At 60.2% G+C, this 13,419-nt stretch carries 7 protein-coding genes and 1 pseudogene; 6 read left to right on the top strand and 2 right to left on the bottom strand.

Annotated features, from left to right (window positions below; translation table 11 throughout):
- Positions 1-9 precede the first annotated feature (9 nt).
- The 3 genes and pseudogenes from ACQY1J_RS13655 to exoR all read left to right on the top strand — a co-directional run bounded on the left by ACQY1J_RS13655 (position 10) and on the right by exoR (position 5,917).
- Positions 10-3,035: pseudogene (locus ACQY1J_RS13655) on the top strand (valine--tRNA ligase).
- Between the two features lie 376 nt (positions 3,036-3,411).
- Entirely contained in the window at positions 3,412-4,647 is a 1,236-nt protein-coding gene (locus tag ACQY1J_RS13650) for an OmpP1/FadL family transporter (protein ID WP_092662102.1), read from the top strand.
- A gap of 475 nt (positions 4,648-5,122) precedes the next feature.
- Positions 5,123-5,917, top strand: a complete 795-nt coding sequence (gene exoR, locus ACQY1J_RS13645; protein ID WP_062457569.1) for an exopolysaccharide production regulator ExoR — start codon at positions 5,123-5,125, stop codon at positions 5,915-5,917.
- A 55-nt stretch (positions 5,918-5,972) separates the two neighbouring features.
- Here the strand turns inward: exoR and xth are convergent, their stop codons facing one another.
- Positions 5,973-6,782, bottom strand: coding sequence for an exodeoxyribonuclease III (gene xth, locus ACQY1J_RS13640; RefSeq protein WP_113110974.1), 810 nt, complete (start codon positions 6,780-6,782; stop codon positions 5,973-5,975).
- Positions 6,783-6,877: 95 nt separating this feature from the next.
- The gene (gene erpA / locus ACQY1J_RS13635) at positions 6,878-7,207 is read right to left on the bottom strand and encodes an iron-sulfur cluster insertion protein ErpA (RefSeq protein WP_062580337.1); all 330 of its coding nucleotides are present in this window, start codon (positions 7,205-7,207) and stop codon (positions 6,878-6,880) included.
- Between the two features lie 186 nt (positions 7,208-7,393).
- Between erpA and ACQY1J_RS13630 the strand changes: the two genes are divergently transcribed.
- From ACQY1J_RS13630 to ACQY1J_RS13620, 3 genes are all read left to right on the top strand, one after another.
- Positions 7,394-8,614, top strand: a complete 1,221-nt coding sequence (locus tag ACQY1J_RS13630) for a deoxyguanosinetriphosphate triphosphohydrolase (RefSeq protein WP_062580339.1) — start codon at positions 7,394-7,396, stop codon at positions 8,612-8,614.
- 63 nt (positions 8,615-8,677) lie between these two features.
- Positions 8,678-10,435 (top strand): arginine--tRNA ligase, encoded by a 1,758-nt coding sequence (gene argS / locus ACQY1J_RS13625; RefSeq protein ID WP_092662106.1) that lies wholly within the window; start codon positions 8,678-8,680, stop codon positions 10,433-10,435.
- Positions 10,436-10,647: 212 nt separating this feature from the next.
- Complete coding sequence (locus ACQY1J_RS13620) at positions 10,648-13,392, top strand: SPOR domain-containing protein (RefSeq protein ID WP_430250105.1); 2,745 nt, start codon at positions 10,648-10,650, stop codon at positions 13,390-13,392.
- The last annotated feature ends 27 nt before the right edge of the window (positions 13,393-13,419 follow it).

Below are 13,419 nucleotides of genomic sequence, written 5' to 3'. Positions count from 1 at the left end.
TCGCCTCCAATGCCTGTCATCAAGGGCCGCTCCACACGGGGCGGCTTTTTTATTGACTTCACGGCCTCCACGTCTTTAACACCGCACCATCTCATTCAAAAAGAAAAACGGGTCAGGAAATGCTCGAAAAGACCTACGATTCCGCCGCCGTCGAACCGAAGATCGCCAAAGCCTGGGACGATGCGGACGCCTTCCGTGCCGGTGCCAACGCAAAGGCTGGTGCGGAAAGCTTCACCATCGTCATCCCGCCGCCGAATGTGACCGGGTCGCTGCACATGGGGCACGCGCTCAACAACACGCTGCAGGATATCATGGTCCGCTTCGAGCGCATGCGCGGCAAGGACGTGCTGTGGCAGCCGGGCATGGACCATGCGGGCATTGCCACGCAGATGGTCGTCGAGCGCCAGCTGGCCGAGCGAAAGCTTCCCGGCCGTCGCGAGATGGGCCGCGAGGCCTTTGTCGAGCGCGTCTGGGAATGGAAGGAAGAGTCGGGCGGCCTGATCTTCAACCAGTTGAAGCGCCTCGGCGCATCCTGCGACTGGTCGCGCGAACGCTTCACCATGGACGAGGGTCTGTCCAAGGCCGTTCTCGAAGTCTTCGTCACGCTCTATAAGGAAGGCCTGATCTACCGCGGCAAGCGGCTGGTCAACTGGGATCCGAAGTTCGAAACGGCGATCTCCGATCTTGAAGTCGAGTCCAGGGAAGTCGAAGGCCACATGTGGCACTTCAAATACCCGCTGGCCGGCGGCGAGACCTATACCTATGTCGAGAAGGATGCGGACGGGAATATCGTGCTTTCCGAAGAGCGCAATTATATCTCGATCGCCACGACGCGTCCCGAAACCATGCTGGGTGATGGTGCGGTTGCCGTCCATCCGTCGGACGAGCGCTATGCGCCGATCATCGGCAAGCTCTGCGAAATCCCTGTCGGCCCGAAGGAGCATCGCCGCCTGATCCCGATCATCGCTGACGAATATCCGGAACCGGATTTCGGCTCGGGCGCGGTCAAGATCACCGGCGCGCATGACTTCAACGACTACCAGGTCGCCAAGCGCAACAAGATCCCGCTCTATCGCCTGATGGATACCACCGCCTCGATGCGCGACGATGGCGACGCTTATTCTGTCTATGCGGCGAAGGCGCTGGAGATCGCCAAGTCCGGCGAACTGCCGGGCGAAGCCGATATCGACGAGATCAATCTGGTTCCGGAAGAGTATCGCGGCCTCGACCGCATGGTCGCCCGCAAGAAGATCATCGAGACGATCAATGCCGAAGGCCTTGCCGTTACCGTCAAGGACAGCGAGGGCAACGACATTCCGTATGTCGAGGCAAAGAAGATCATGCAGCCGTTCGGCGACCGCTCCGGCGTCGTCATCGAGCCGATGCTGACGGATCAGTGGTTCGCCGACGCCAAGACGCTGGCAGAACCGGCGATTGCTTCGGTTCGCGAAGGCCGCACCAACTTCGTCCCGAAGAACTGGGAAAAGACCTATTTCGACTGGATGGAAAATATCGAGCCCTGGTGCATTTCGCGCCAGCTCTGGTGGGGACATCAGATTCCGGCCTGGTACGGTCCTGATGGTCAGTGCTTCGTCGAAAAGTCCGAGGAAGAAGCACTCGACGCGGCCATCCAGCATTATCTGGCACACGAAGGCCCATGGAAGGCCTGGGTTCAGGAGAAGCTCGAGAACTTCAAGCCTGGCGAGATCCTGATCCGCGACGAGGACGTGCTCGACACCTGGTTCTCGTCGGCACTCTGGCCCTTCTCGACGCTGGGCTGGCCGGACAAGACACCGGAACTGGAGCGCTATTATCCGACCAGCGTTCTCGTCACCGGTTTTGACATCATCTTCTTCTGGGTTGCCCGGATGATGATGATGGGCATGCATTTCATGAAGGACGGGGAAGGCGAGCCTGTCGAGCCGTTCCACACCATCTACGTTCACGCGCTGGTCCGCGACAAGAACGGCCAGAAGATGTCGAAGTCGAAGGGCAACGTCATCGATCCGCTCGACCTGATCGACGAATACGGCGCCGATGCGCTGCGGTTCACGCTCGCCATCATGGCGGCGCAGGGACGCGACGTTAAACTCGACCCCGCCCGTATCGCCGGCTACCGCAACTTCGGCACCAAGGTCTGGAACGCAACGCGCTTCGGCGAGATGAATGGCGTCAAGCGTGATGCGGGCTTTGATCCTGAGAATGCCAAGCTGACCGTCAATCGCTGGATCCTCACGGAACTGTCGAAGACCGTTTCTGACGTTACCACCGCGATCGAAACGCAGCGTTTCAACGAGGCTGCCGCTTCGCTCTATCGCTTCGTCTGGAACCAGGTTTGCGATTGGTATGTCGAGCTGTTGAAGCCGATCTTCATGGGCGAGGATGAAGCCGCCAAGGCCGAGGCGCAGGCCTGCATGGCCTATGTCCTGGAGCAGAGCTATGCGCTTCTCCACCCGTTCATGCCGTTCATGACCGAGGAGCTCTGGGCTCACTCGGCAGCCCGTGACGGATTGCTTGCCCATGGCGAGTGGCCGGTATCCGGTTTTGCGGACGCTGACGCTGCCGACGAGATCAACTGGCTTGTCGATCTGGTATCCGGTCTCCGCTCTGCACGGTCCGAAATGAACGTCCCGCCATCGGCGACAGCACCGCTCATCATGGTTGGTGCCAATGCGGTCACCTCGTCGCGGCTCGCGCGTCACGAGGCGGCAATCTGCCGGCTCGCGCGTGTCGAGAGCATCTCGAAAGCTGACGTCGCCCCGAAGGGTGCGGCACAGATCATCGTCGGCGAGGCGACGGCCTGCCTGCCGCTCGGCAACCTGATCGATCTCGGCACGGAGAAGGCCCGAATCGAGAAGGCGATCGTCAAGAACGAGCAGGAAAAGGACCGTCTCGGCAAGAAGCTCTCCAACGAGAAGTTCATTGCCAATGCCGATCCGGACGTGGTTGCCGCTGACCGGGAGCGCCATGCCGAGCTGGAAGTTCAGCTCGAAAGCCTCAAGATTGCTTTGCAGCGGGTCATCGAAGCCGGCTGATGACCAAGGTCTCCGCCGTGCTCTAGGCCGGCGCCAGCGAACGAATCTCTGAAAGCCGCGGTCCTGTGACCGCGGCTTTTTGCTGCGCTTCGACCCAGAAGTTCCGTTTGCGTGCACATGCACAACGGGAGAAAGCCGCAATGTTGCCGCATTGTCACATCGCCGCGCCCATGCGGGATGGTGTTCTAAATCCCGCTACGGTACGGCCCCAGATTAGGTAATTTTGTTCCCAACCACCGATTCGGTGGCGATTGTTCCTCCGCTTACGTAAATTAGCGACCGTTTTGCAGCGCAAGATCGGGGACAGCCGAAAGTTGTTATTTTGGGCAGAGTATTTAGAATTGTCTCAATGACTTGCCTGGGAGTGGGAGACGAGATGCAAAGCAATTACATCGCCAAGGGCGCATTTGTTCTGATGGCTGGATGGAGCGTTTATTCGCCGGCGTTAGCGGGCGGACTGGAACGTGGGGGATACAATATCGACCTTCTGTTTGACAGGTCGCCCTATGCCGCCGAAGCGACGGCAACCTACGTCATGCCGCAGCGGAAGCTGAAGAACGCGCAAGACACCATTACCGGACCGGACGGCAACCTCAGCACGACACCCGGCTATTCCTATTCGAGCACTGCTGACGACAGCGAGAGCTACTGGTCGCCGCGGATCGGCATCAAGGCGGGTATCGGCGATTCCGTCGACTGCATGTTCGACTATTCTCAGCCCTATGGTGCGCATACCAATCCTGGCGCCAACTGGGCGGGTGCCAACGACAACATCGAGACGAAGGTCGACAGCGACAACTACGCAGCCACCTGTTCCTACCGCTTCGATGCCGGCCCAGGCCAGCTTCGCCTGATCGGCGGCGCGAACTATCTGCGCATGGATGGCTTCAAGGAACGGCTGTTGATCGCCCCTGAAGCGCTTGGCTTCGCGTTCAGCGGTGTTGGTCGTCTGGACCTGGAAGGCGACGGTTGGGGCTGGCGTGCCGGTGCGGCCTACGAAATCCCGGAATACGCATTCCGCGCGAGCCTGATGTATTATAGCCAGGTGAAGCTCGACGAGGTCACCGGTACGGTCGATCTGACGCAGGTCCCGGTCGGCAGCGTCTACGCCGGTACCGTCGTGCCGGTTGAAGGCTCGACTGCTATGCCGGATGCCCTCGAGCTGAAGCTTCAGTCGGGTATCGCACCGGACTGGCTTGCTTTCGGTTCGGTCAAGTGGACCGACTGGAGCCAGTTGCAGCGCATTCCGTTCTACAACAACGGTGTTGAGATCACATCGCTCGATCTCGGCTATCGCGACGGCTGGACGATCACCGGCGGCATCGGCCATAAGTTCAACGAACAGTGGAGTGGGGCCCTGAGCCTCACCTGGGATCGTGGCACATCGCAGGAATTCGGAACGCAGACAGATACCTGGCTATTCAGCGCCGGCGTTTCCTATGCCCCGACCCAGCACGTCGAGATTCGCCTTGGCGGCGTGCTCGGCATCCTGACGGGTGGCGAGTCCAGCGCATCGTCCATTGACGGCATCCCCGTCGGCGACGAAGCGAGCTACGAATACGATAGCGACCTGGTTGCAGCACTTTCTACGTCGTTGAAGGTAAAGTTCTGAAAACAGTTACTAATTAGCAAAAGCCCGGTTCGAGCCGGGCTTTTTCGTTTGTGGCGCGTTTTCGCCGACCCCTCCGAATTTGTGACGATTTGGCAACAGTCTTGTGCCACGATGAGCGGGTCGGCGAACAACGGAGATTTTGTCCATTTCCCGCCACAAACAGGGAGCAGCGGTAAAGGAATAACGGACACGGACCGCGGGGGCGGCGCGTGTGAATTGGAGTACCATGGGCGGGTTTTTCAATAGAATACGGGGCTTTGGCCGCGTTGTCGCAGGCGGATCGGATCGCCGCGCACAACTTCGGCGCGTTTTGCCGGCAGGTCCTACTCTTGCCGAAAACGGGACGTACAGTTTCCATTCTAGAACGGCAGCGATAGCTGGCGTCTCGCTGATCGCCGGTTGGCTGATCAGGCCGTGTAATCGGTCGGAGATGGCAAGCTCTATGACTTCCGGGTGTATGGGAAGAAACTGAAACATGTCGAAGTTTGGCATTGTGTCCATGAAAGTATTGCTTCTTGGCGTGTCGCTCACCTCGGCTGTGGTGGGCTCGGCAGCTGCGTTCGACATCCAATCCGGCGTGACCAAGGAATCGGGTCCCTTCGACCTCTTCAAGTTCGGCTTCAAGGCCTACAAGAACGGCCAGAAGGAAGACGCGGTCGAAGCGTATCGCTATGCCGCCGAGAAGGGACATACCGGTTCCCGCTGGGCATTGGCGAACATGTACGCCTTCGGCGATGGCGTCACGAAGAACGATCTCGAGGCGTTCAAGATCTATAACGAGATCGCCACGCAGGGCGTCGAACCCGGCTCGGAAGATACCGGTTTTTTTGTCAACGCGCTTCTGTCGCTTGCGACCTACTATCGCCGCGGCATCCCCGATACACCGGTGAAGCCCGATCTTGCCCAGGCGCGGCAGATCTATTTTCAGGTCGCTTCGACCTTCGGTGTCGCGGAGGCGCAGTTCCAGCTTGCCAAGATGATTCTTGCAGGCGAGGGCGGATCGCCAAACCTTCAGCAGGCGAAGAAGTGGCTGAACCAAGCCCGCAAGAGCGGCCATCCGGGCGCCATGGCCGTTTTCGGCAACATCCTGTTCGACGAGGGACAGACGGTCCGCGGTCTCGCCTTCCTGACGGCTGCACTCGACAAGTGCAGCACGAAGGACTGTATCTGGATGGAGCCCTTGCAGGAGCAGGCTTTTTCTATGGCAAGCGAGGAAGACCGTCGCGGTGCGATCGCGCTTTCGCATGAGTTTGCCAAGGGTATGGACTGAGGAAGCGGCGTCCGCTGCTTCCTGTTAAATCCGGGCGATCAGGGACAAAAACCGCTCAGACCGGCGCGAAATCAAAAATCCCGGCGACCGGGACATGGTCGGACGGTTTTTCCCATCCGCGCACATGCTTCTCGATGACAGTCGCCTTCAACCGGTCGGCAGCTTCCGGCGACAGCATCAGATGATCGATGCGGATGCCGTTGTTCTTCTGCCAGGCGCCCGCCTGATAATCCCAGAACGTATAGAGCTTGGCGGCATCCGTGGTTGCGCGAACGGCGTCCGTCAGGCCGAGATTTTCGAGCGCACGGAATGCCGCCCTCGTTTTCGGCAGGAAGAGCGCATCTGTCGCCCATGCGGCCGGATCGAAACAATCGTGCGGCTCGGGAATGACGTTGTAGTCGCCGGCAAGTATCAGCGGCTCCTCGAGTGCCAAGCATTGCTGGGCATGCAGCCGCAGCCGTTCCATCCAGGCAAGCTTGTACGGGTACTTGACCGGGTCATCGGACGGGTTGCCGTTGGGCAGGTAGATCGACGCAACGCGGATCACGCCGCCCTGAACGGAAAAGACGCATTCGATGTAGCGCGATTGCTCGTCAATTTGTCCGTCGGGACCGACGGCACCGGGTAGACCGCGCATCACTTCGTCGGGTTTTATCTTCGACAGGATCGCCACCCCGTTGAAGCCCTTCTGGCCGTGTGTCTCGACATGATAGCCAAGCGATTCGATCTCGAGCCGCGGAAAGCCTTCGTCGACGGATTTGATCTCCTGGAGGCAGGCGATGTCAGGCGACGAGTCGGCAAGCCACTGACGCAGATTATCAATCCGCGCCTTGATGCCGTTGATGTTCCAGGTGGCAATCTTCATTGCAGTCGTCCTTCCGTCTTCAGCCTATCCTTTTAGCGAAAGACAAGCTGATGGGAAGGGTCGAGTGGCAATCTGATCAGGACGACCGGAAGATCTTAGATGGAGAAGCTGGTACCGCAGCCGCAGCTTGCGACCGCGTTCGGATTCTTGATCTGGAATGACTGGCCAAGCAGATTATCGACGAAGTCAATCTCTGAACCTTCCATGTAGACGATGGACAGGCTGTCGATCAGCACCTTGGCATCGCCGTTGGCGATCACCACGTCATCTGCTTCCGGCGCGCCCGCGAGGTCGAACTTGTAGGAGAAACCGGAGCAGCCGCCGCCTTCAACAGAAACACGCAGAGACTGCTTTTCGGATTCTGCCGCAACGATTTGGGCGATCCGCTTGGCTGCAGCATCGGAGAGAGTTACGTTCATCGTCATTTCAATGGTCTCCTGCCGGGGTAAAGGCCCGGTGAGTCTTGGGTAAAGGCACCCTGATAACTCGAAGATGGATGTCACTGCCGTTGCACACGGCAACACTATAGGTATGAAGACCTGAACGGCGCGTCAATGGGGCGTACCCATACACGACAACACGCAGGCACGCTTGAGGCATTAAGGACGGTTATGGCGATCGATACGGGGGTACTTGGTTTCGGTGGGGGTGAGCGAGCGTTATATGCATCCAATCCCTGGGCCTCGCGGGGCCGCCTGTTTCCCGAAGCGAGCAGCCTGACGCGCTCGGAGTTTCAGCGCGATCGCGACCGTATCGTCCATACGACGGCGTTTCGCAGGCTCAAGCACAAAACGCAGGTGTTTATCAGTCCTGACGGCGACCATTACCGAACGCGGCTGACCCATACGATCGAAGTGGCGCAGGTGGCCCGCGCGCTGGCCCGTGCCCTGAAGCTGGATGAAGATCTGGCAGAAGGCGTCGCGCTCGTTCACGATTTTGGCCACACCCCCTTCGGACATACGGGTGAGGATGCGCTCGATGAGCTGATGAAGCCATATGGCGGGTTCGACCACAATGCCCAGTCGCTGCGGATCGTCACCAAGCTTGAGCGGCGATACGCGGAGTTCGACGGTCTCAACCTGACATGGGAAACGCTTGAGGGTCTCGTCAAGCACAATGGCCCTTTGATGATGGCCGACGGCAGCGAGGGTTCCCACGGTCCTTTGCCGCAGCCGATCCGCGACTACTGCCTCCTGCACGATCTCGAGCTTTCGAGCTATGCCAGCCTGGAGGCCCAGGTCGCGGCGATTTCCGACGACATTGCCTACAACACCCACGATATCGACGACGGGCTTCGCTCTGGCCTGCTCACTTTCGATATGCTGGAGGAGGTGCCGTTCCTCGCCGGACTGATGCAGGAAGTGAGGACGAAATACCCCAATCTGGACCCGACCCGCTTTGCCTACGAAGTGACGCGCCGCCAGATCACCCACATGGTCGAGGACGTTATCGCGGTCTCCCAGAAGAACCTTAGAGAGCTTGCACCCGAGAGCGCACAAGATGTGCGCATGGCGGGAAGGGTGATCTCGACCTTCTCCAACGAGATGGCGCAGACCGACAAGCAGATCAAACGAGTGCTGTTCTCCCGGATCTACCGGCACCCCGAAATCATGCGCATCCGGGCCGGCGCCTCGCAGATCGTCGTCGACCTGTTCCATCGCTACATGGACGACCCGGCGCTGATGAAAGGCCACTACTGGGTCAAGCAGATGAACGGCGTCCCGGAGGCGGCCCGTGCGCGCCACGTTGCAGATTATCTTGCCGGTATGACCGACACCTACGCAACCCGCGTCCATGCCGAGTTGTTTGACCAGACTCCTGATTTGCGCTAGGGCCTGCCCGACACCAATGGCTTCGAGGGGCCCGCCCAAAACACTTTGAGCGGATGTAAACATATGAATCTTTTTGCCGAATTCGACAATAGAATTAAGAACGCGCTAGAAACTCTCGAAATCATTCGAGAAAATCGAAGTGCGGTTGATTTCGGACGCCTCACGGTCGAGCCTCCGCGCGATCAGAGCCATGGCGACGTCGCGACCAATGCAGCGATGGTGCTTGCCAAGCCTCTCGGCACCAACCCGCGCGCGCTCGCCGAGATCATCGCCGAAGCGTTGCGTGGCGACGCGGATATTTCGGAAGTCTCCGTTGCCGGTCCCGGCTTCATCAATATCAGGCTTTCCACCGGATACTGGCAGCAGATGCTCGCCAAGATGATCGCGCAAGGGACGGACTACGGCCGCTCGGATGTCGGCGCCGGTCGCAAGGCAAACGTCGAGTATGTCTCGGCCAATCCGACGGGGCCGATGCATGTCGGTCATTGCCGCGGCGCTGTCGTGGGCGATGCGCTCGCCAATCTGATGGCCTTTGCCGGCTATGACGTCACCAAGGAATACTACATCAACGACGCTGGCAGCCAGATCGACGTTTTGGCCCGCTCGGTCTTCATCCGGTACCGCGAGGCGTTGGGCGAAGCAGTCGGCGAGATTCCGGCTGGCCTCTATCCGGGCGACTACCTCGTCCCGGTCGGGCAGGCTCTGGCCGCTGAATACGGTCCCCGGCTGCATGCCATGTCTGAAGACGAGTGGATGCCGATCGTCAAGGAGAAGGCCATCGACGCGATGATGGCCATGATCCGCGAAGATCTCGAAGCCCTCAACGTGCATCACGACGTGTTCTATTCCGAGCGCACGCTGCATGCGGACGGCGCGCAGCGCATCCGTGCAGCGATCAACGACCTGACGTTCAAGGGCCATGTCTACAAGGGCAAGCTGCCGCCGCCGAAGGGTCAGCTTCCCGAAGACTGGGAAGACCGCGACCAGACGCTGTTCCGCTCGACCGAAGTCGGCGACGATATCGATCGTCCGCTGATCAAGTCGGACGGCAGCTACACCTATTTCGCCGCCGACGTTGCCTATTTCAAGGACAAGTTCGACCGCGGCTACGATGAGATGATCTACGTGCTCGGTGCCGACCACGGTGGCTACGTCAAGCGGCTCGAGGCCGTGGCGCGCGCCGTCTCCGAAGGCAAGGCAAAGCTCACTGTTCTTCTCTGCCAGCTCGTCAAGCTTTACCGCAACGGCGAGCCGGTCAAGATGTCGAAGCGCTCCGGCGACTTCGTGACCCTGCGTGACGTCGTGGACGAGGTCGGTCGCGACTCAGTTCGCTTCATGATGCTCTACCGGAAGAGCTCGGAGCCGCTCGATTTCGATTTTGCCAAGGTGACCGAGCAGTCGAAAGACAACCCTGTCTTTTATGTCCAGTATGCCCACGCCCGCTGCATGTCGATCTTCCGCCAGGCAAGGGAGGCGTTTCCGGGTCTGGATACCGAGGCGCTCGATTTCGCTGAAAACATTGGCGAAATCACCGACAAGAGCGAGCTTCAGCTGGTCGCGAAGCTTGCGGAATATCCGCGAATCGTCGAAGCTGCAGCTCTGGCCCAGGAGCCGCACAGGCTCGCATTTTACCTCTATGATCTGGCCAGTTTCTTCCATGCTCACTGGAATAAGGGCAAGGACCAACCGGAATTACGGTTTGTTAACGATAAAAACCGACAATTGAGCATTGCCAGGCTTGGACTGGTGCACGCAGTCGCCTGTGTCCTGAAGTCGGGACTTGCAATCACAGGTACAGCGGCACCTGAGGAAATGCGGTAGAAACGCCCTCATTTCCCCACATTGCACTGGCAGATGAGTTGTAATGGTGGTGAGTGGACGAGCGAATGGCGGACAACAACCTAGCGCGTAGCCGGAATGACGCCCCGGAATTTTTTGCTGACGGCGATCCTCTGGCAGAGCTCGCTCGCATCGTAGGCTACGAGGAACGGACAGTCGCTAATCCGGCTGCCCCTTCCGTGGGTTCTGCGTCAATGGCGGCATCTGCCCGCCGCGAGCCGGCCTTCAATCTCGAAGACGAGTTGCTGCGGGAATTCGAGCAATACGATACTCCGCGGATCGATCCGGTCAACGATATCCCGCTCGACGCCAAGCCTTCCCGCGTGGAGGCGCCTTTGCCGGTCGATCACGGCTATCAGGCTGCGCCTTCTATTGCCTATGAGCCTCCCATCGAACGCGAGCCGGTTTTCGAACAGCCGGTCCAGTCGGTGGTGTCGCAGACGCAGGAAGATCTCAACCCTTTCGATGCTCCGGAATTCTCCGTCGATCCGTTTGGTGCAGCACCTGCGGAGGCGGAAGCTGTTTCCCCTGCCGTCGATGCTCACCATGCACCGGCCGAGCCGAATTTCGACCCGTCAAATTTCCATGGCCTTCCGACACTCCGTGCGGAGGTAGAGGGCGCCGATGACTATCAGCCTGCGACTCAGTCCAGGCAGGAACCGTCGGTTGACGCTTTCGATCTGGCCGCTGAGCTGGAGAGCTCGTTCGCCGTTGCAGCCGAGCCAGTCGTCGCAGCTTCCATGGTTTCGGCGCCGGAGCCTGTTCGGGCTGAACCCCGCAAGAGCACCGGTTACACGCCGGGCTTCCGCATGCCGCTTGCGAATTTCGGTCTGAATGCCGGTGTCACGCCGCTGGAACGCCCCGTCGAAAAGCCGCCGGTTGTCCAGCCAAAGGCCGTTGCTGCCCCGGTTGAACAGCCTCGCGCGGCTGAACCGGTCGCTGTGAAAGAGGTCGTCCAGCCCACTTTGGAGGCGCAGAAATTTTCGCCGCTTGACGAGCTGGTTTATGACGTTGCCCGTTTCCCGGTCAGCCAGGAAGCGCCTGCGACTGTTGGAGCCGAGCCGAAACTCGAACTGCCGCAGGCTCCGGTCTCCAAGCCGCAGCCAATCGCCGTCGCTCCGATCGTTGCCGCTGTGGCGGCGCCCGTGATCCCGACGCCGGTTCCAACGCCGACTGTTCAGCAGGCGGCACCCGTCGCCGACCTGGCAGATGACTTCGATCCTTTCGCCGACGAAGACTTCGAACTGGCGCTTGACGATCTCGAACTCGATCTAGCCGACATCGTGGTGGCGGAAAACTCCGTTCAGCCGGTGGCACCTGCCGCGGCAATCCCTGCCGCCGTCTCGACGCCCGCGGCTGCAGCAGCACCCATCGTTGCAGCAGCGCCTGAGCCGGAAGAAGAAGTCGCCGTCGTCGAAGCGGAAATGCCGTTCGATGCGGCGATGATTTCCGAATCGGAAGAGCATGTCGAGGCGATCGCCGATCTCAACGTGCCGGACCTGCCGGTCGAGCAGCCGGAAGAAGAGCCTGCCTACGCGTCCGAGTACGATATCGATATCGATGCAGAACTCGCGGCGCTCTTGGTAAACCCGACGTCGCAGACTGCTCCGGCACCGCGGCATCAGGAGGCGGCTGCCCCGGCTTCCGTCGCTGCCGGCAATTTCCCAGAGCAGCCTCGGCAGACATCGGGCAGCGCTTACCCCGACCTCGACGATTTCGAGCGGGCCCTGGAAGAAGACTTCCGTCGCAGCCTTGTCGCGCCGCTTCCGGCCAACGACCATGACAGCGATCTCAACGGATACGAAAACGACCTCGACCAGCGTTCGCCCCGGTCGGCGTCCCGGACGTGGCTTCTTCCCATCGCCGTTGTGGGCGTCCTGGTCGTTGCTGGCGCAGGTGCCTACACGATGCTGGGTAGCGGACCTTCGCGGATGATGGGCGGCGAGCCGGTCGTCATCGCAGCCGATACCGATCCGGTAAAGGTTGTCCCGGAAAATCCGGGTGGCAAGACCGTTCCGAATCAGGACAAGGCTGTTTACGACCGCGTTGCCGGCGCTGCATCCGAAACGCCAAAGCAGGAAGCGCTGATCTCCAGCGAAGAGCAGCCGGTCGATGTCGTCCAAAAAACGCTGATGCCGGAAAGCCTTCCGCTTGAAGGCGAAAACGATATCGATCCGACCGATACCGGCGAGACCCAGGATGCACGTCTGCTTCCCGATCAGGGCCAGCAGGTTGCTTCGACGGGCGGACAGGATCCTCTCACCGTTACGCCGCGTCGGGTAAAGACGATGATCGTGCGTCCGGATGGGAAGCTCGTCGAACAGGAAGTGCCGGCTCCGGCGCTCGCTGCGGCGCATACAGGCAAGATGCCGGCGGCTTCGGTGAAGTCTCCGGAACTGGCCCAGCCAGTCACTCCGGCCGCTGCGATCGCCGCATCCGCACCTGCTGCCGGCACGGTTGCCGAAATCATCCCGGCGTCTGCGCCGATGACGGCAGCCACTATGGCGCCACTGGACACTTCGGCACCTGCTGCTGTCGCGAAGGCGCCGGTCCCGAAGGTTCGTCCTTCGCAGCAGCCGGTCAATGTCGTCGCATCCGTCAGCGATCAGGGCAACGTTCGCGCTCCCGCAGCACAGGTTCAGCCGGTTTCGGCAACTCCTGCCGCTGTCAATGCACAGGTTGCGTCGGTCGGCGAGGGCGGCTACGTCATTCAGATCGCATCGCTGCCGTCCCAGGCTGACGCTCAGAGGTCTTACCAGAACCTGTCGTCGAAGTTCGGCAACGTGATCGGCGGGCGTGGGGTCGATATCAGGGCTGCTGAAATCGCCGGCAAGGGTACCTTCTATCGCGTTCGGATCCCGGCCGGCAGCAAGACGGAAGCCGTAGCACTCTGCGAAAAGTATCGCGGTGTCGGCGGCACCTGCCTCGTCGCTCGCTGAGATCTTTGACGAGAAACCATCGAACGG

This window comes from Neorhizobium sp. DAR64860/K0K1, assembly GCF_050500205.1.
Taxonomy (GTDB): Bacteria; Pseudomonadota; Alphaproteobacteria; order Rhizobiales; family Rhizobiaceae; genus Neorhizobium; species Neorhizobium soli.
The sequence above is the reverse complement of the archived record's forward strand: the minus strand, read 5'-3'. Positions and strand labels throughout refer to the sequence as shown.

What these genes read in the sequence shown, in the direction of transcription:
- ACQY1J_RS13650 (WP_092662102.1), top strand. Translation starts at nt 3,412, where the DNA reads ATGCAAAGCAATTACATCGCCAAGGGCGCATTTGTTCTGATGGCTGGA.
- exoR (WP_062457569.1), top strand. Translation starts at nt 5,123, where the DNA reads ATGTCGAAGTTTGGCATTGTGTCCATGAAAGTATTGCTTCTTGGCGTG.
- xth (WP_113110974.1), bottom strand. Translation starts at nt 6,782, where the DNA reads ATGAAGATTGCCACCTGGAACATCAACGGCATCAAGGCGCGGATTGAT.
- erpA (WP_062580337.1), bottom strand. Translation starts at nt 7,207, where the DNA reads ATGACGATGAACGTAACTCTCTCCGATGCTGCAGCCAAGCGGATCGCC.
- ACQY1J_RS13630 (WP_062580339.1), top strand. Translation starts at nt 7,394, where the DNA reads ATGGCGATCGATACGGGGGTACTTGGTTTCGGTGGGGGTGAGCGAGCG.
- argS (WP_092662106.1), top strand. Translation starts at nt 8,678, where the DNA reads ATGAATCTTTTTGCCGAATTCGACAATAGAATTAAGAACGCGCTAGAA.
- ACQY1J_RS13620 (WP_430250105.1), top strand. Translation starts at nt 10,648, where the DNA reads ATGGCGGCATCTGCCCGCCGCGAGCCGGCCTTCAATCTCGAAGACGAG.